Source organism: Mycobacterium sp. NPDC003323, from assembly GCF_053589535.1.
Genome location: NZ_JBSFSB010000014.1, coordinates 84,877 through 103,320, shown reverse-complemented (window position 1 = coordinate 103,320; position 18,444 = coordinate 84,877). Strand labels below are relative to the sequence as shown.

At 68.1% G+C, this 18,444-nt stretch carries 18 protein-coding genes; 7 read left to right on the top strand and 11 right to left on the bottom strand.

The window, feature by feature from the left end; translation table 11 throughout:
- The first annotated feature begins 79 nt into the window (after positions 1-79).
- Positions 80-1,378, top strand: coding sequence for an adenylate/guanylate cyclase domain-containing protein (locus ACWDUN_RS24185; protein WP_449932609.1), 1,299 nt, complete (start codon positions 80-82; stop codon positions 1,376-1,378).
- Here ACWDUN_RS24185 and ACWDUN_RS24180 read toward each other — a convergent pair.
- Genes ACWDUN_RS24180 through ACWDUN_RS24150 form a run of 7 tightly spaced genes read right to left on the bottom strand, consistent with a single transcriptional unit; the run spans position 1,350 to position 8,237 of the window.
- Entirely contained in the window at positions 1,350-1,841 is a 492-nt protein-coding gene (locus ACWDUN_RS24180) for a Dps family protein (protein ID WP_449932608.1), read from the bottom strand. The two genes, ACWDUN_RS24185 and ACWDUN_RS24180, sit on opposite strands and share 29 nt — an antisense overlap.
- A 38-nt stretch (positions 1,842-1,879) precedes the next feature.
- Positions 1,880-3,688, bottom strand: a complete 1,809-nt coding sequence (locus tag ACWDUN_RS24175) for a DUF2339 domain-containing protein (RefSeq protein WP_449932606.1) — start codon at positions 3,686-3,688, stop codon at positions 1,880-1,882.
- Between the two features lie 59 nt (positions 3,689-3,747).
- Positions 3,748-4,404, bottom strand: coding sequence for a response regulator (locus ACWDUN_RS24170; RefSeq protein WP_449932604.1), 657 nt, complete (start codon positions 4,402-4,404; stop codon positions 3,748-3,750).
- Positions 4,401-5,549, bottom strand: coding sequence for a MacS family sensor histidine kinase (macS, locus tag ACWDUN_RS24165; RefSeq protein WP_449932603.1), 1,149 nt, complete (start codon positions 5,547-5,549; stop codon positions 4,401-4,403). The genes ACWDUN_RS24170 and macS overlap by 4 nt, the downstream gene beginning before the upstream one ends.
- Positions 5,550-5,552: 3 nt before the next feature.
- A complete protein-coding gene (locus ACWDUN_RS24160) occupies positions 5,553-6,305 on the bottom strand; it encodes an amino acid ABC transporter ATP-binding protein (RefSeq protein ID WP_449932633.1) in 753 nt (250 codons plus the stop codon).
- Positions 6,306-6,331: 26 nt separating this feature from the next.
- Positions 6,332-7,273 carry an amino acid ABC transporter permease gene (locus ACWDUN_RS24155; RefSeq protein ID WP_449932602.1) on the bottom strand — a complete coding sequence of 314 codons (942 nt, stop codon included), beginning with the start codon at positions 7,271-7,273 and terminating at the stop codon, positions 6,332-6,334.
- A gap of 28 nt (positions 7,274-7,301) precedes the next feature.
- Positions 7,302-8,237, bottom strand: a complete 936-nt coding sequence (locus ACWDUN_RS24150; RefSeq protein WP_449932600.1) for an ABC transporter substrate-binding protein — start codon at positions 8,235-8,237, stop codon at positions 7,302-7,304.
- Positions 8,238-8,481: 244 nt separating this feature from the next.
- On the opposite strand from ACWDUN_RS24150, the gene ACWDUN_RS24145 reads away from it, so the two are divergent.
- The 6 genes from ACWDUN_RS24145 to ACWDUN_RS24120 all read left to right on the top strand — a co-directional run bounded on the left by ACWDUN_RS24145 (position 8,482) and on the right by ACWDUN_RS24120 (position 15,307).
- The gene (locus tag ACWDUN_RS24145) at positions 8,482-9,141 is read left to right on the top strand and encodes an HdeD family acid-resistance protein (protein WP_449932598.1); all 660 of its coding nucleotides are present in this window, start codon (positions 8,482-8,484) and stop codon (positions 9,139-9,141) included.
- A 100-nt stretch (positions 9,142-9,241) separates the two neighbouring features.
- Positions 9,242-10,690 carry a cytochrome ubiquinol oxidase subunit I gene (locus ACWDUN_RS24140; protein ID WP_449932596.1) on the top strand — a complete coding sequence of 483 codons (1,449 nt, stop codon included), beginning with the start codon at positions 9,242-9,244 and terminating at the stop codon, positions 10,688-10,690.
- A 10-nt stretch (positions 10,691-10,700) separates the two neighbouring features.
- A complete protein-coding gene (gene cydB, locus ACWDUN_RS24135; protein WP_449932595.1) occupies positions 10,701-11,741 on the top strand; it encodes a cytochrome d ubiquinol oxidase subunit II in 1,041 nt (346 codons plus the stop codon).
- 38 nt (positions 11,742-11,779) lie between these two features.
- The gene (gene cydD, locus ACWDUN_RS24130) at positions 11,780-13,384 is read left to right on the top strand and encodes a thiol reductant ABC exporter subunit CydD (protein ID WP_449932631.1); all 1,605 of its coding nucleotides are present in this window, start codon (positions 11,780-11,782) and stop codon (positions 13,382-13,384) included.
- Entirely contained in the window at positions 13,371-14,873 is a 1,503-nt protein-coding gene (locus ACWDUN_RS24125) for an ATP-binding cassette domain-containing protein (protein ID WP_449932593.1), read from the top strand. Before cydD ends, ACWDUN_RS24125 begins: the two co-directional genes overlap by 14 nt.
- Positions 14,874-14,884: 11 nt before the next feature.
- Positions 14,885-15,307, top strand: coding sequence for a DUF4190 domain-containing protein (locus ACWDUN_RS24120; protein ID WP_449932591.1), 423 nt, complete (start codon positions 14,885-14,887; stop codon positions 15,305-15,307).
- Here the strand turns inward: ACWDUN_RS24120 and ACWDUN_RS24115 are convergent.
- The 4 genes from ACWDUN_RS24115 to ACWDUN_RS24100 form a co-directional block, all read right to left on the bottom strand.
- Positions 15,304-16,170 carry an acyl-CoA thioesterase domain-containing protein gene (locus ACWDUN_RS24115; protein WP_449932589.1) on the bottom strand — a complete coding sequence of 289 codons (867 nt, stop codon included), beginning with the start codon at positions 16,168-16,170 and terminating at the stop codon, positions 15,304-15,306. The two genes, ACWDUN_RS24120 and ACWDUN_RS24115, sit on opposite strands and share 4 nt — an antisense overlap.
- 11 nt (positions 16,171-16,181) lie before the next feature.
- Positions 16,182-17,600: a pyruvate kinase gene (pyk, locus tag ACWDUN_RS24110; protein ID WP_449932587.1), complete on the bottom strand. Its 1,419-nt coding sequence runs from the start codon at positions 17,598-17,600 to the stop codon at positions 16,182-16,184.
- A 66-nt stretch (positions 17,601-17,666) separates the two neighbouring features.
- Positions 17,667-18,065 carry a DUF2752 domain-containing protein gene (locus ACWDUN_RS24105; protein ID WP_449932586.1) on the bottom strand — a complete coding sequence of 133 codons (399 nt, stop codon included), beginning with the start codon at positions 18,063-18,065 and terminating at the stop codon, positions 17,667-17,669.
- Positions 18,055-18,444 carry an NINE protein gene (locus ACWDUN_RS24100; RefSeq protein WP_449932584.1) on the bottom strand — a complete coding sequence of 130 codons (390 nt, stop codon included), beginning with the start codon at positions 18,442-18,444 and terminating at the stop codon, positions 18,055-18,057. Before ACWDUN_RS24100 ends, ACWDUN_RS24105 begins: the two co-directional genes overlap by 11 nt.

Here is an 18,444-nt window from a genome sequence, read left to right as displayed (position 1 = left end):
GGACAAGGTTTGCCGGCGGCCTGCGCGGATCCGCCGAATCCGGCCCTTCCGACAGCCCGCCGCGGAGTACGCTCCGAGGGTGGCCGCCACGCTGCCCGGCCGGTGCCTACCCGACCTTCCGGAGGGCAGCCGGCACTACGACGACGCCGCCAGTCGGCGGCTGGCAACACTGACCATCAGCAGTCGGATCGCGGCCGCGATCGTTGCCATCTACGGGGTCGCCGAGATCATCCTGGTACCCGAAGTACCACATATCGGGCTGGTAAACCTGGTCAGCGCTGCGCTTTTTGTCGCCACCCCGATGCTCTACCGGTTCGGCTCGCTGGTCGCCTCGACGGTGTTCGTCACCATCGCCTACACCAGCACCGCTTACCTGTGCAGCCAACTCGGCACGGACACCGGATTGCAGTTCTATTTCTTCGTGGGCGCGGCGCTGATCATCCTCGTCGTCGGCGCCGACCACATCATCGCCGCATCGGTACTGGCGGCCTCGGGAGCGATCCTTGCGATCGCACTGGAGTGGCTGGTGCCACCCAACACCGGCGTCTTCTCCGACGCGGCGATGCGCGCCAACTTCTTCGTCACGGTGGCCACAGCAAGCCTGATGGTGATCGTCGTCGTGGCCTCGGCGATGCGCCGCATCGACCGCGCCGAAAGTGCGCTGCAGGCCGAGTTCGACAAATCCGAGGCGCTGCTGGCCAACATCCTCCCGGACACCATCGCCACCCGCCTCAAGGACCGGCGGGACTCGATGATCGCCGACGGGTTCGAGGACGCATCGATCCTGTTCGCCGACATCGCCGGTTACACCAAACGGGCCAGCGATACCGACCCGGCCGACCTGGTGATGTTCCTGAATCGGCTGTACACCGATTTCGACAGCCTGGTCGACCGGCACGGCCTGGAGAAGATCAAGACCAGCGGTGACTCCTACATGGTGGTCAGCGGCGTCCCGAACCCGCGGCCGGATCACCTGGAGTCGCTGGCGTGCCTGGCGCTGGACATGGCCCATGCGGTCGCCGGATTGCGCGACCCGCAGGGCCGCGAGGTGCCGCTGCGGATCGGCATCGCCGCCGGGCCCGTGGTCGCGGGCGTCGTCGGATCGCGCAAGTTCTTCTACGACGTGTGGGGCGACGCGGTCAATGTGGCGTCCCGGATGGAGAGCACCGACGAAGAGGGGCGCATTCAGGTGCCCCAGGACGTCTATGAGCGGATCAACGACGCCTACCTGTTCGAAGAGCGCGGCGAGGTGGCGGTGAAGGGCAAGGGCGTCATGCACACCTGGTATCTGGTGGGACGCCGGCAGCCCGCCCTGCCGGGCGCCGGCCCGACCACCCTGCCCGACGGGACTACACCTTTTGGTTCTCCGACCGGATGAGCCACGCCAGCTTCTCCAGTCCGTCGATCAGCTGATGCAGGATGTCCGCGGTGCTGGGATCCTCGGCGTCGACACCGTCGTGCACGGTGCGCAGCGTCTCGACGGTGGCGTAGATGCGCGTGCTGATCAGGTCGACCACCTCGGTGGTGTTGTGTTCATAAGGCGGGAATGCGGGCAGCGTCGTCGTTGCGGCCACCGTGTCGGAGCGGCCGTCGGCGACCGCGTACAGCGTGCGCATCCGTTCGGCGACGGTGTCGCTGCCGGCACGGGCGAAGTCGACCAGTTCGTCGAGTTGCAGGTGCAGATCCCGGAAGTTGGTGCCGACGACGTTCCAGTGCGCCTGCTTGCCCTGCAGATGCAGCTCGATCATGTCGACCAGGACCTGTTGCAAGCTGGCCTGCAACTCGGCTGAGGCCTGGAATCCCTGGATATCGGTATCGGTGCGGCGGTTGATGTTCGTCATGCTCATTCCAACGCGGTTATTTCTGGAATCATTCCAAATTAGCCGGGAAGGTCATCGCGCTGTTGATCCTGCTGACTGAGCAGTCTCGCGTAGCCCGCGCCGATGCCCAGCAGCACCAGTCCGGTGACGATGAAGACAGCCACCCGGAAGATGCCGTCCAGGGTGCCCAGATCGAACAGGAACAGCTTGGCGACCGCGGCGGCGACCAACGCCATACCTCCGCCGATCGGCACCGAACGATCCGCCCTGCCCAGCCGCGCCGCGTACCAGAACAGGCCGGCCGCCAACATGATCCAGCAGATAGTCGCCGCCATGTGCCCGGCCAGGAAGCCGCCTTCCGTCCCACCGACCAGCACTCCGGCCGTCACCGTGAACACCGTGACGGCATAGGCGCTCAGCACGGCGGTCACGGCCAACAAGACCCGTCCCGTGTCGGCGTCGCGGTTGTGGTGTGTCAGGGCCCAAGCCTGGGCGGCCGCGTACAGGACGAGCAGCACACTGCAGATCAATGCGGAGACCGCCGCCGATCCGGGCAGCCGGGTCGCGGTCGTCAGGGTGTGCGGACCGGCAACGTCGAGGTAGTACAGACCGCCGACGGCACCGAAGGCGAATGCCGTGATCTGAGCCGTGGCGCTGCGGCGCCCGGCCACGGCCAGCACCAGCGCGAGTGTGAACAACAGCGGTCCCCCGACGCGGCCGTCGAAGGCCACCGCGACGGCGACGAGCGCGGCGGCCGCCGCGAGCGCCGACCACACCTGCCGTACCGGACCGGCGATGCCCGGGATACGGTCGCCGAGCAGCACGACGGCCAGCACTGCGGCCGCCATCGCCGCGATCATCAGCGCCGCGATGGCGCGGTCCACCGCGGCCGACACCGCCAGCACCGGCATTGCACCTCCGGCGGCAAGCACCGCGACCCACGTGCGATGTCGGCTGTGCGGCAACAGGATCAGCGCCGACCCGAGCGCCAGCACGGCCGCGATCGCCACGGCCCCGGCCAGCCACGGCTGTTGATCGGAGCCGAAGGCGGCGCCGATGAGCGCCAGGAGAACCGACCCGCTGCCGGCCGCGGTCCTGGCCGCGTACATCCAGGTCCAGTCGCGGCCCAGTTGCACCGGCAGAGTTGCCGCCGACAACGCCAGCATGAAACCGATGAGCAGCAGGTCGACATCGCCGACGACCACCGGCGCCAGCACCGTCAGCGGTACCAGCACCAACAGGCCGAGTTGCTCGGAACCCCACCGGCGCGCCAAAATCAGGCCGCCACCGGCGACCGCCGCGGACAGCACCAACCCGATCGGAGCGCCGACCCAGCCGTAGATCGTCGTCACGGCGACGACGTCGATGTACGCCGCGGCAATACCGGTGGCGGCCAGGGCAATTGCGCCGACTCGTCCGCCCGGCCGGGTGTTCAGCCAGAAGGCGCCGCCGAGCAGTGCGGCGGCCAGTACGGCGCCGGCGGCCACGCGCACCGGTGGGGCGAGCAGGCCGGCCTGCGCGGCCAGCACCACCAGCAACACCACACCGATCAACGTCACCGCGACGCCGGCGGCGGCCAGCGCCTTGCCGATCCAGTTCTGCGAACGCCGGGGCTCCGACTCCGCGTGCCCGGGTGCGGGAGTCACCGGTGGGGCCGGCGCAACGGCGGCCGCCGCGGCCGGCGGCGCGTACTGCGGGTACGCGGCGTAGTTCGGATAACCCCATGGCGCATGCGGCGCGTGCACTGGTGCCGAGTGACCGATGACTCCGGAGAGCTGGGTCAGTTCGGCCGATGCCCGGGCCAACTGGTGCGACATGGCCGCGAATTCGGCGGACAGTCGCGCGATCACCTGCTGCGGTTCGGTCATGACAGACATCGTCACCCACGGAGCGGTGTAGGCAGATGAGTAGGACTACTCGTTTCGCCCTACTCGTCGAGGCCGTGCTCGATGGCGTACCGGGCCAGTTCGACGCGGTTGCCCACCTGCAGCTTGCGGAATGTCGCCTGCACATGGTTCTCCACCGTGCGGTGGCTCAGCGACAGACGTTCGGCGATCTGCTTGGCCGTCAGCCCCTTGGCGACGTGGCGCAGGATCTCGGTCTCCCGCTCGGTCAGGCTCGGTGCGCCGGTCCGGTCGGCCTCCGGTTCGGCGGCGATGCGCCGATACTCGCCGAGCACCAATCCGGCCAGGCCGGGCGTGAACACGGCGCGTCCGGCAGCCGTGGCCCGGACCGCTTCGGCCAGTTCGGCTTTCGAGGCGCTCTTGACGAGGTATCCGGTGGCGCCGGCCTTCACCGCGTTCAGCACGTCACCCCGTTCATCCGAGGCCGACAGCACCAGGATGCGCGTAGCGGGTGAGACCGCCAGCACCTCGACGCACGCCTGGGCGCCGGTGCCGTCGGCCAACCGCATGTCCATCACGACGACCTCGGGTTGCACCACCTCGGCACGGCGCCGCGCCGAGGCCACGCCGTCCGCGGTGGCCACCACCTCGAAACCGTCGGAGGCCAGATCTCGCGCCACCGCATCGCGCCAGATCGGGTGGTCGTCGACGACCATGACCGTCGGCGCCTTGTCACTCATCGCTGCTCCGCTCTGCGTGGGACGCTCAGTTCCCACTCGGTACCGCCGCCCGGTGGTGTGGTCAGTATTGCCTGCCCACCCAGTGCGGCCAGCCTGCCTCGGATCGACTTGCTCACCCCGACCCGGCCCTGCGCCGCGGCCTCGGCGAGCCGCCCCGCCGGGATCCCGGGGCCGTCGTCGCGAATGCTGACCACAACTTCGGCACCGAGATCCTCCAACAGGACATAGGCCCGCGCGTCCGGACCGGCATGGCGCTGCACGTTGGTCAACGCATTGGCCGTCGCCGCCTCGAGTTCGGCGGCCACCGTGTCGTCCACCAACACCGCATCGGCGGGCACACTCACCGACACCCTGTCACCCGCATGCCTGCGCAGCACGGCGCCGAGATCGCTGATGCCCGAGGGCATATCGGCGCCCGCGACGGCGTCCTCGGTGGCGATCAGCCGTCGCAGCGCACGCTCCTGCTCGCCGGCCACCTCCGCCAGCGCCGCCGCCTCGCCGCCGATCTCGCGGCCGCGCCGGGCCACCATCGCCAGAACCTGCAACACACCGTCGTGTACGTGGCGCGAGAGTCGCTCCCGCTCGGCCAGCGCGGCGCTCAGCCGGGTCGCCCGCTCCAGTTCGGCGTGTGCGCGACGCGCGGTGTTGGCGGCCATCCCCACCGCCAGCCCCACCGCGAGCTCGATCAGGATCGTCGGGCTGCGAACAAGATCCACGGCGATGGCACCCTTGAGTGCGGCGGCGGTACCCATGACCGCCAGCCCGATCGCCATACCCGCGGCCGGGCCCGCCAGGATGGCCGCCGACACCACCGCGTTGGTCGCCCACAGCGTCGTCGGCCACGACTGGTTGGCCAGCGTCCACTGCTCGGAGGCCACTATCACGGTGGTGCCCATCAGCACCACCACGATCACGACCTCACCGATCACCCAGGCACGGCGCCGGCCGAACCCGCGCAGATACGCCAGACCCCAGGCGACGCTGCAGGCCGTCAGCACTCCGAACAGGACCCAACCGAGCCCCGGCCGGTCCAATTCGTGGTTCTTGGATACCTGGAAGTACAGCGCATAGCTCCAGCTGAGCAGCCGGAACACCTGCGCGGCCCGCCACAGCGGTGCGGCCGGGTCGGGCTGTGACGTGCGCACGGGTTACATCACCTTGGAGAGAAAGGCTTTCGTACGCTCGTGCTGCGGATTGCTCATCACCTCGGTGGGATTGCCGCGTTCGACCACGACGCCGCCGTCCATGAAGACCAGCTCGTCGGCGACCTCGCGCGCGAATCCCATCTCGTGCGTCACCACCACCATCGTCATACCCTCGGCGGCAAGCTTCTTCATGACCGCGAGCACCTCGCCGACCAGTTCCGGGTCAAGCGCCGAGGTCGGTTCGTCGAACAACATCAGCTTGGGGCTCATGGCCAACGCCCGCGCGATCGCGACGCGCTGCTGCTGACCACCGGACAGCTGCGCCGGATAGGCACCGGCCTTGTCGGACAACCCGACCTGCGCCAGCAGATCCATCGCCCGCTCGGTGGCCTGCTTCTTGTTCTGTCCCTTCACCTGGGTCGGCGCCTCGATGACATTGCCCAGCGCCGTCCGGTGCGGGAACAGATTGAAATGCTGGAAGACCATGCCCACATCGCGGCGCTGCCTGGCGACCTCGCGCGGTTTCATCTCGTGCAGCTTGCCGCCGCGCTCGTGGTAGCCGACCAGCGCGCCGTCGACGTAGAGCCGGCCGGCGGTGACCGTCTCCAGGTGGTTGATACAGCGCAGGAACGTCGACTTGCCGGACCCGGATGGCCCGACCAGCACCAGCACCTGCCCCTTGTGCACCTCCAGCGTGATGCCCTTGAGCACCTTGAGCGCGCCGAAGTTCTTGCAGACCAGCTCGGCCTTGACCATCGGCGTGCGGTTCTCCGACGACACGCTCACACACCCGTACCCATCTGCGCCTTGGCCAGCGCCTCAAGTTGTTTGGGACTCAGCTTGCGCGAGGCACCCCGGGAGAAATAGCGCTCCAGGTAGAACTGGCCCACCATCAGGATGCTGGTGACCACGAGATACCAGGTGGCGGCGACCAGCAGCAGCGGTACCGGCTCGAAGATGCGGGCGGCGATCTCCCGGGTGGCGATGCTGTACAGATCGAACGCGTACGGCACCGCGGTGACCAGCGAGGTGGTCTTCAGCAGGCTGATGACCTCGTTACCGGTCGGCGGGATGATCACCCGCATGGCCTGCGGCAGCACGGTCCGGCGCATCGCCAGTCCCCACGACATGCCCAGTGCCGTCGACGCTTCCAGCTGCCCCTCGGGCACCGAGGTGATACCGGCGCGGACGATCTCGGCCATATAGGCCGCCTCGTTGAGGGCCAGGCCGATCACCGCGAGAGCGAAGGGGAACGACAGGTTCTGCAGGTCGATGTGGAAGAACGACGGACCGAACGGAACCCCGAGCTGGATCTTCTGGTAGATGGTCGGCATCAGACCCCAGAAGGCCAGCTGCACATAGACCGGGGTGCCCCGGAAGATCCAGAGGAACACCCAGGCCACCGAGCTGAGCACGAAGTTGTCCGACAGCCGCATGATCGTCAGGATCACGCCCAGCACGATGCCGATGGCCATCGAGTAGACGGTCAACTGCAGCGTGTTGAAGACACCCAGCAGGATGCGCTCGTGGAAGAGGTACTCCAGGAACGTCGACCATCCGTAGGCCGGGTTGGTGGCCGCTCCGTATAGGAACAGCCCGACGATGACGATGATGACGGCCGCCGCCACCCACCTCCACGGGTGGCGCAGGGGAACTGCGTCGATGGTCGCCGGTGAACCGGATCCCGGTGAGCTGGACTGTGGCGGCGAGCCGACATCATTCATGGTTGTCGATTTTCTCCCAGGGATTTCTTCAGGAGACGGCGCCGTTGATGACGGGCTTGTCGATCATGCCGTCCTCAAGACCCCAGTTCGCGGCGATCTCTTCGTACTTGCCGGACTCGATCAGGTGCTCGAGTGCCTGCAGCATCGACTGCGCCAACGGCGAGCCCTTCTCCACCGGCCAGCCGTAGGGCGCCGCGTCGAATGTCTCGCCGGCCTGCTCGAGCTTGCCGTTGGTCTGCTTGATCGCGTACAGCGTCACCGGCGAATCGGCGGACATCGCGTCGGCCTGGCCGAGTACCACCGCGTTGGTGGCGGCGTCCTGACTGTCGAACGGGACGATCTCGATGGCGGGCTTGCCCTCGTCGACGCACTTCTTGCTGCGCGCGGGCAGCTCGTCGGTCTCCTGGTAGGTGGTCGCCTGCACGGCGACCTTCTTACCGCACGCGTCCTCGGGATTGATCGAGCCGCCGGCGGGCTGGGCCCACAGGGTGCCCGCGGAGAAGTAGGTGACGAAGTCGACCTGCTGCTCGCGTTCCTTGGTGTCGGTGAACGAGGACATGCCGACGTTGAACGTGCCGCCCTGGATGGACGGGATGATCTTCGCGAAATCGGCCTCGCGGTATTCGGGCTGCAGTCCCAGCGTGCCTGCGACGGCGTTCATCAGGTCGACGTCGAAGCCGACGATCTTGCCGGTCTCGTCCTTGAACTCGTTCGGGGCGTACGGGATGTTCACGCCGACGACCAACTTGCCGGAGGCCTTGATGGCCTCGGGCACGGTGTTGGCAATCTCCTCCACCTTCTCGGCGGGTGCGGCCGCCGTCGGGGACTCTTCACCACCGCTCGGTTCCGAGCTCGAACAACCCGACAGGGCCAGGGCGCCGGACGCGGCGAGCACCACCGCCAGCCGCCGGAACGTCGCGGAGCGCGAGATATTGGTCCGGCGGTCTTGGATTCCACCCAACACGGTTTGCCTCTACTTTCTCTTGCCGAGCTGTCACGGTCTGGTCCGTCGACAGCTCCAGCCGAAGACGTTAACGACCGATGATCCGGCGCGCAGCGCCGGTAACGGAACAGTAGTGGAGCCGTAACGTGAGAGGCAGCCGAACGCACATCTGACTCGTGTCGCGGCGTTCTACCGCCCATCGCCGCACCCGGGTGCGGCGTCGATACCAGGCGCGGGAGCGGCGTCGGCGTGCAACACTCAGCCCATGCAAACCCTTGCTCCCCCAAGCCTGTTGCAGCACCTGTGGAAATCCACCCTGGTCTCTGGTGTGTTGGCGATCGGCCTCGGCATCGCCGTGGTGGTCTGGCCTGGTATTTCCATCCTGGTCGCGGCAATCTTCTTCGGGGCCTACCTGCTCATCACCGGTATCGCCCAGATCGTGCTGGCCTTCAGCCTGCAAGCCTCGACGAGCGGAAAGGTCCTGCTCTTCATCAGCGGTGCCGCGTCCGTGGTGCTCGGCGTGCTCGCCATCGTGCGCATCACCGACGCGGTCCTACTGCTCGCCATCTGGATCGGCGTCGGGTTCATCTTCCGCGGCGTCGCGACGGCCATGTCGGCCGTCGGCGATCCCACCCTTCCCGGACGTGCCTGGAACATCTTCGTCGGTGTGCTCAGCCTGATCGCCGGCATCGTGGTGCTGGCCTTTCCGTTCCCCTCGCTGGGCACCCTGGCCTGGGTCGCCGGATTCTCGCTGATCTTCATCGGCGTAATGGAAGTCGTGACGGCATTCGGTATCCGGTCTGCCTCCAAGTCGCCGACGGCACCGGCGCCTGCCGCGCCGGCGACGCCCGCGGCGGCAGCACCCCCGGCGGCCTCCGAGCCGGCCGAGTCGGCTGAGCCGTCCGGGCCACCTCCGATGAGCTGAGTTATCCGCGCCACGATCAGGCGCGCACGGACGCCGGTGCTACTACACTCTGTCGTAGTCGAGCAACGGAGCTCGATCCGCAGCCGAGAAGTTGGTGCACATGGACGCTTTGGACGTCGCGCGGTGGCAGTTCGGGATCACCACCGTTTATCACTTCATCTTCGTTCCGCTCACGATCGGTCTGGCCCCGCTGATCGCGGTGTTCCAGACCATCTGGGTGATCACCGGCAACACCGCCTGGTACCGGCTCACCAGGTTCTTCGGCAAACTGTTCCTGATCAACTTCGCCCTCGGCGTGGCCACCGGCATCGTGCAGGAGTTCCAGTTCGGGATGAACTGGAGCGAATACTCGCGCTTCGTCGGTGACGTGTTCGGCGCCCCGCTGGCGATGGAGGGGTTGATCGCGTTCTTCTTCGAATCGACGTTCCTGGGACTGTGGATCTTCGGCTGGACCAGACTGCCCAAACTGGTTCACCTGGCCTGCATCTGGATCGTCGCCTTCGCCGTCAACGCCTCGGCCTACTTCATCATCGCTGCCAACTCGTTCATGCAGCATCCGGTCGGCGCCCGGTACAACCCCGAGACCGGACGCGCCGAATTGACCAGCATCGTCGAACTCTTCACCAACAACACCGCGCTGGCCGCGTTCCCGCACGCCGTCGCCGGCGCCTTCCTGGTGGCGGGCACCTTCGTGGCGTGCATCTGTGCCTGGTGGATGGTGCGCAACCCCGACGGGGCGGACGCCCGCACCATGCACCGTCCGGCCGCGATCCTGGGCTGCCTGGTCGCATTCGCGTCCGCCGCCGCGCTGACCTACACCGGCGATGTGCAGGGCAAGCTGATGTTCGCCCAGCAGCCCATGAAGATGGCCTCGGCGGAATCGTTGTGTCACACCGAGACCGACCCGAACTTCTCGATCCTGACCGTGGGCACGCACAACAACTGCGACAGCGTCACCCACCTGATCGAGGTGCCCTACGTGCTGCCGTTCCTGGCCGAGGGCAAGTTCACCGGTGTCGAACTGCAGGGCGTGCAGGATCTGCAGGCGGAGTACGAGCAGAAGTTCGGCCCCGGAGATTACCGGCCCAACCTGTTCGTCACCTACTGGTCGTTCCGTGCCATGATCGGCTTCCTGGCGGTACCGATGCTCTTTGCCATCACGGCGCTGTGGCTCACCCGCGGCGGCCGGATCCCCCGGCAGCGCTGGTTCGCTACGTTCGCCCTGGCCACGCTGCCGACGCCGTTCCTGGCCAACAGCGCGGGCTGGGTGTTCACCGAGATGGGTCGCCAACCCTGGGTGGTGGCGCCCAACCCGACCGGGGACCCGGTCCTGCGATTGACCGTCTCCCAGGGGGTCTCGACCCATTCGACGGCCACGGTGCTGACGTCACTGATCGTGTTCACCGCGATCTACGCCGTGCTCGCGGTCATCTGGTTCTGGCTGATCCGCCGGTATGTGGTGGAAGGCCCGCTGGAACACGACACCGAACCCATCCCGCCGACACCACCCGGCGAGGACGAGGTCAAACCGCTCTCGTTCGCGTATTAGGAGGCGCGCCATGGATCTTCAGATCTTCTGGTTCATCATCTTGGCGGTGCTGTTCGTGGGCTTCCTGGTGCTGGAGGGCTTCGACTTCGGCGTCGGCATGCTGATGGCACCGTTGGGCCGCGTCGGGAAAGGCGACCCCGAGAAGCACCGCCGCGCGGTGCTCAACACCATCGGCCCGGTCTGGGACGGCAACGAGGTGTGGCTGATCACCGCAGGCGGCGCGATGTTCGCGGCCTTCCCGGGGATGTACGCCACCATGTTCTCGGGGCTGTATCTGCCGCTGCTGGCCATCCTGTTCGCCATGATCGTGCGCGTCTGCGCCATCGAATGGCGCGGCAAGGTCGACGATCCGCAGTGGCGGCGCTGGGCCGATATCGCCATCGCGATCGGTTCCTGGGTGCCGGCCATCCTGTGGGGCGTGACGTTCGCCGCGCTGCTACGCGGTCTGCCGGTGGACGCCGACCACCAGATCGACCTGGGCATCACCGACGTGCTCAATGCCTACACCCTGCTCGGCGGCCTGGCCACCTGCGGGCTGTTCCTGCTGCACGGCGCGGTGTTCATCACGCTGAAAACCGAAGGCGCCGTGCGTGATGACGCACGCGACTTCGCGATCCGCCTGGCGCTGCCGGTGACCGTCGTGCTGGCCGCCTTCGGCTCATGGACCCAGCTGTCCTACGGCACCCACTGGACCTGGCTGGTACTCGGATTCGCCGTGGTCTGCCAACTCACCGTGGTGATGTTGGTGCTGTCCAACGGCAGCGACGGCTGGTCCTTCGCGATGACCACCGCCGTCGTCATGGCTGTGGTGACGCTGGTGTTCGGCTGCCTGTACCCCGAACTCATCCCGTCGACCCTCGACCCGGCGTGGAGCCTGAACATCTACAACGCGTCCTCGACGCCGTACACCCTGAAGATCATGACGTGGGCCGCACTGATCGTGACCCCGTTGGTGCTGGTGTACCAGGGATGGACGTACTGGGTGTTCCGGCAACGCATCTCGGCCGATCGGATCCCCGACCCGGCGGGGTTGTCACCGCGCGTGCCGTGACCGGCGGCCGCGGACCCGGACTGCCGCCCACGCCGGGGATCCGCCGGTACCTGGTGGCGATGGTCGGCTACGGGGCCGTCATTTCCGTCGCGACCGTGGGGGCCGCGGTGGTGCTGGCCCAGGTTGTCGCCGGTGTCATCACCGATCCGGCATCGCGCTCCCTGCAGCACTGGAGCGCACAGTTGGGAGTGCTGGCGCTGCTGTGGATCATCCGCGTCATGGCACAGCGCCTGCAGGGCGGGCTCAGCCAACGCGCCGCGACCGCGGCGATCGGTGACCTGTCGGCCCAGGTGCTGCGCACCGTGACCGCGATGCCGCCGCACCGGCGCCGCCAGGTGCTCGATGAGGCCACCGTCATCGTGACTCGCGGGCTCGACGGGCTGCGCCCGTACTTCACCGGCTATCTGCCGACGGTGGTGCTGGCCGGCATCCTCACCCCGGCCACGATGGTCGTCATCGCTATCGCCGATTGGCAGGCCGCCGCGGTGGTGGCGGTCGCGTTGCCGCTGATACCGCTGTTCATGGTGCTGATCGGCCGGCTCACCGCCGACCGCTCGGCCGCCGCGCTGACCGCGATGACCACCCTGCAGTCGCGCCTGCTGGATCTGGTCGCGGGCATACCGACCCTGCGGGCACTGGGGCGCGCCGGCGGACCGGCCGATCGCATCGCCACACTGTCGGCAGCGCATCGCCGATCGGCGATGCAGACATTGCGCATCGCCTTCCTGTCGGCGGCGGTACTGGAACTGATTGCCACGCTCGGTGTCGCGCTCGTCGCCGTGAACGTCGGGCTGCGGTTGGTGTTCGGCGAGATGACGCTGGTGGCCGCACTGACCGCGCTGCTGCTCGCCCCGGAGGTGTTCTGGCCGCTGCGCCGCGTCGGCGTGCAGTTCCACGCCGCCCAGGACGGCAAGGCCGCCGCCGACGCCGCACAGCGACTCCTCGACGGACAACCCGGGCACCACAACGGAACTCGCACCGTGAGCGCACCCGCGATCGGTATCCGGCTGGTCGAGCTGAGGGTGCGCGGGCGCGACGGCGCCGCACCCGATGGTCTGAGCGCCGATATCCGCCCCGGCCGCGTCACCGTGCTGACCGGGCCGAACGGATCCGGTAAGAGCACCGCGCTGGCCGCCATCCTGGGCTTGCTCTCCCCCGACGCCGGCCGGGTCCTCATCGATGATGTCGACATCACCGAGGTCGACCGCGCGCAGTGGTGGTCACGGGTGGCCTGGTTACCGCAACGACCGGCGCTGCTGCCCGGCACGGTGCGCGACAACCTGGAGTTGTTCGGCCCGCTGACCGATATCGAAAATGCCTGTCGGGCCTCGGGTTTCGACGAGGTGCTGGCCACCCTGCCCGACGGCCTGGACACCCTGATCGGACGCGGCGGCGCCGGCCTGTCCCTCGGGCAGCGGCAACGGCTGGGACTGGCCCGGGCGCTGGGCTCGGCCGCGCCGGTGCTGTTGCTCGACGAACCGACCGCACACCTGGACCTCGATGCCGAAGCACATGCGCTGGAATCCATCTCGGCCCGGGCACGGGCCGGCGCCACCGTCGTGGTGATCGGACACCGCGCTCCGGTGCTGAACATCGGCGATCAGGTCATCCGCGTGGAGGGTGTGGTCGATGTCCACCGCTGAAATCATCGCGCTGCTGCGGCCGCGCCTTCCCCGGCTGCTGTTGGCGGTGCTGTTCGGCACCCTCGCCCTCGGCAGTGCACTGGCCCTGGCCGCCGTGGCGGCCTGGTTGATCACCAGGGCCTGGCAGATGCCCCCGGTGCTGGACCTGACGGTGGCGGTGGTCGCGGTGCGTGCGCTGGGCATCTCGCGGGGCGTGTTCAGCTACTGCGAGCGGTTGGCCATCCACGACACCGCCCTGCGCGCCGCGGGCAATGCCCGGGTGGGGCTCTACCGGAGACTCGCCGAGCAGCGGCCGGAGGACGTACTGCGCCTGCACAGCGGCGATCTGGTGACCCGGGTCGGCAGTTCGGTCGACGATCTGGCCGACGTGCTGGTGCGGGCGGTGCTGCCGATGTGCGTCGCCGGCGTGTTGTCGGTGGCGGCGGTGGGCATCATCGTCGTCATCTCACCCGCCGCGGCAGCCGTGCTCGCGGCCGCACTGCTGGTCGCCGGAGTGCTGGCGCCCTGGCTCGCCGGCCGGGCGGCGGCGGCCGTCGAAAGGTTGGCCGCACAGCACCACACGTCGCGCGATACCGCCACGTTGGTGGCCTTGGAACATGCCGACGAACTACGGGTGGCCGGGCGACTGGACGATGTCATCTCCGCATCCGAGCGCGAGCACCGCGCACTTGGACATGCGCAGGACCGTGCGGCGGCTCCGGCCGCGACGGCCGCCGCGGTGTCCACGGCGGCGATCGGCGTCGCGGTCGTGGGTGCCGTGGCGATCGGGATCCTGTTGGCCGATCAGGTCGCGCCGACCTCGCTGGCCATCCTGATGTTGTTGCCGCTGTCGGCATTCGAGGCCACGACGGCCCTGCCGGCCGCCGCCGCGCAGCTGGTACGCACCGGGCTGGCGGCCCAGCGTCTGGCCGAACTGAGCGCACCGGATCCGGCGGCACGGTCACGCCCGCACATTGCGCCGGTGCCGTTGGCGCTTGGTGACCGGGTCGCCGTGGTCGGACCGAGCGGATGCGGCAAGACCACCCTGCTCATGTCGATGGCCGCCGAGTATCCCGAAATCCCGCTCACCACAGCGTTTTTCGCCGAGGATGCGCACCTTTTCGACACCACCGTGCGCGACAATCTGCTGGTCGGCCGCGGGGACGCCCGCGATGGGGAACTGACCGATGCGCTGCGGCGCGTCGGACTCGACGACTGGCTGGCGGGATTGCCCGACGGCCTGGACACCGTCCTTGTCGGCGGGGCGGCGGCCGTCTCGGCCGGGCAACGTCGCCGGCTGCTGTTGGCACGCGCGCTGATCACCGACTTCCCCGTGGTGCTACTCGACGAACCCACCGAGCATCTCGACGCCGCCGACAGTGACCGGTTCATCACCGAACTGCTCACCCCCGGCGGCTTGTTCGCCGCCGACCGCACCGTCGTGGTGGCGACCCATCACCTGCCCGAAGGGCTCGACTGCCGGACGCTCCGACTGGACACGCACCGGTAACCTCGGGGTCCATGAGCTTTCAGCCGCCGTACCCGGCCCATCCGCTTCCGCCGGCCGGACCGCGCAACGGTGTGGGCACCGCCGCGCTGGTGGCGGCGCTGGGCGCGCTGGTCTTTTCGTGGAGTGTCATCGGGGGCATCGCCGGTGGCATCGTGGCCGTCGCGCTCGGGCTGTCCGGCCGGGGGCGGGCCCGGCGCGGCGAGGCGGACAACGAGCCCATCGCCAACGTCGGGATCGGTCTGGGTGCGTTGGCCGTGGCCGTCGGCATCGCGGCCGTCGGGGTGTGGTCGGGATTCCTGGGCGATGCCGGGGTGGGCGACTACCTGGGCTGTATGGAATCCGCAGGCACCGATCGCACCGCACAGCAACAGTGCGAGAACGCATTTCGCGATCGGATGGAAGACATCTCCGGACTTGGGACCGCCCGGCGCTAACTCCCGCCGGGGAAATACTTGACGATGCCCTCCTGCACCACGGTGGCCAGCACCTGACCGTCCGTGTTGAAGAAGTGCCCGCTGCTCAGCCCACGGGAATCCGCGGCCACCGGCGATGACGTCGAATACAGCACCCAGTCGTCGAACCGGATCGGCCGGTGGAACCACACCGAATGGTTCATGGTGACCGCGAATATCCGATCGAAGCCCCAGGACAGCCCGTGCGTGGTGATGATCGAATCCAGCACCGTGGTGTCCGAGGAATACACCAGCGCCGCGGCATGCAGCACCGGGTCCTCGGGCATCGGCGCATCGGCGGTCATCCAGACCCGGTTGTGCTCCAGCCGTTCGCCCTTGTCCCGCATCACCCAGGCCGGGTCGTTGGTGTAGCGCCACTGGATGGGCTTGAGCGCCTCGACGAACAACGGCACCGTCTGCTCGTAGCCGACCAGCAACTCGTCGATGGTCGGCAACCCGTCCGGGTCCGGCACCTGTGGGAAGGCGACGTTGTGCTCCAACCCGCGTCCGCCGGCCAGATGCGAGACCAACGCGGTGCCCAGCAGCACGCCGTCCTGGGTGACGTCCACCCGCCGATTGGCGAACCGCCGTTCGTCCCGCAACCGCACGACCTGGAACTCCAGGTCCTTCGCCGGGTCACCCCCGGCGATGAAGTGCATCGACAGCGTGCTCGGCGGTAGCTTGGCCGGCACCGTGCGGCTGGCCGCGACGAACGCCTGGGCCATCATCTGCCCGCCGAACGTGCGGATCGGATTGCGACTGGGATGGGTTCCGGTGAACGCGTCCTCACCCGCCGGGGTGAGGGTCAGGACAGTCAGCAGTTCTTCGAGATGTTCCGCTGACAAATCTGGTCCCCCTAGTGGTCGTCCTCGCCGATCCGGTGCACGTGGATCAGGTTGGTCGAGCCTACTGTGCCCGGGGGCGCACCTGCGACGATGACCACCAGGTCGCCGCGCTTGTAGCGGCCTAGATCCAGCAGCGCCTGATCGACCTGGCGGATCATGCCGTCCGTGGTCTGCATGTGCGGCACGATGAACGTCTCGGTGCCCCACGTCAGCGCGAGCTGACTGCGCACCTCGGGCAGCGCGGTGAACGCCAGCAGCGGTAGCGGGGTGTGCAGCCGGGCCAGCCGCCGCACGGTGTCGCCGGACTGGGTGAACGCGACCAGCGCCTTGGCCTCCAGCCGCTCACCGATATCACGGGCGGCATAGGAGATGACGCCACGCTTGGTGCGCGGGACGTGGGTCAGCGGCGGCGCCTCGGTGGAGTTGGACTCCACGGCCGAGACGATGCGCGCCATGGTGCGCACCGCCTCCAGCGCGTACTTGCCCACCGAGGTCTCACCGGAGAGCATCACCGCATCGGCACCGTCGAGCACGGCGTTGGCGACGTCGGAGGCCTCGGCCCGGGTGGGCCGGGAGTTCTCGATCATCGACTCCAGCATCTGGGTGGCGACGATGACGGGCTTGGCGTTCTCGCGAGCCATCTGGATGGCCCGCTTCTGCACCAGCGGCACCTCTTCCAGGGGCAGTTCCACACCCAGGTCGCCGCGGGCCACCATGATGGCATCGAAGGCCAGCACGATCGCCTCGAGATTCTCGACGGCCTCGGGCTTCTCCAGCTTGGCGATCACCGGGACCCGGCGACCGACACGGTCCATCACCTCGTGTACCAGCTCGATATCGGCCGGCGAGCGGACGAACGACAGCGCGACCAGGTCGACCCCGAGGCGCAGGGCGAACTCCAGATCGGCGATGTCCTTCTCGCTCAGCGCGGGCACCGAGACGTTCATCCCGGGCAGCGACAGACCCTTGTTGTTGCTGACCCGGCCGCCCTCGGTGACCTGGCACACGACATCGTTGCCGTCGATGTGCTCGACGACCAGCCCGACGTTGCCGTCATCGACGAGCAGGCGGTCGCCCGGCGCCGCGTCGACGGCGAGCTGTTTGTAGGTGGTGGACACCCGGTCGTGGGTACCCATGAAGTCGTCGACGGTGATCCGGACCGTCTCCCCGGTCTGCCACAACGTGGCCCCGGTGGCAAACCGGCCCAGCCGGATCTTGGGTCCCTGCAGGTCAGCGAGGATACCGACGGCACGGCCGGTGGCATCCGATGCCGCGCGCACACGCCGGTAGGACTCCTCGTGATCGGAGTGCTCGCCGTGGCTGAAGTTCAGCCGAGCCACATCCATGCCGGCCTCGACCAGGTCGCGGACCGTTTCATCGGTGGCAGTTGCCGGGCCAAGGGTACAGACGATCTTTCCGCGTCTACTCACGTCTGCTGAGCATAGTCCTGATCGATTCAGATGACGATTCGGCAGGACGACGAGCGGGGGTTTTCGCTACCCGACGGCAATCGTGGGCACCAGCGGGAAGCCCGGCCAGTTCCGCACCACCGTCCATGCCACCAGAGCCAGGATCACCGTGACCGTGGCGGCCATCGGCATCAGCGTGCGACCACGGCGCCACCGGATGGCGAGCCACACCAGTAGCGTCGGGATGCCGAACAGCAGAAAGACGTTGTCGGTGACCGCCGCGGCCAGATCGGCGTTCAGCACATCGTGGGTCATCCGCAGTCCGCCGCAGGCCGGGCATTCCAGCCCGGTCAGCGCCTTGAACGGACAGGCCGGGAAGAAGCCGGGCCGGTGCGGATCGCCGAGACCGATATACGCCAGGGCGCCGGCCAGGCCGACGCCGGCGCCGACGACACCCCAGCGGGTAGCGGTGCCGCTAGGTGCCATCGCGCAGCGGTCGGCCGTGCGCATCACGCACGCGGTCGGTCAGGATGAGGATCGCGTCGATGATGCCCCAGATGACCGCACCGATGAAGCACGTCACGAAGCCCACGATCAGCTGGGCGATGCCCAGGCCGGTCTGCCCGATATAGATGCGCCCGATGCCCACGAAGCCGAACAATCCGAGCAGCTGCAACAGCCCTGCGATCACCTTGGACTTGTCCGAATACGGTTCGCCGGTCATCGGATGTCGACCGTAGGGCGCCATCGGGTCGTAATAGGCGCCAGGCGGCGGCGGGGGCGGATACTGCGGCGGCTGGCTGCCGGGCGGCGGACCGAAGCTGCCCGGGTCGGGTGACGACGGAAAGGACTGCGGACCGGTCAT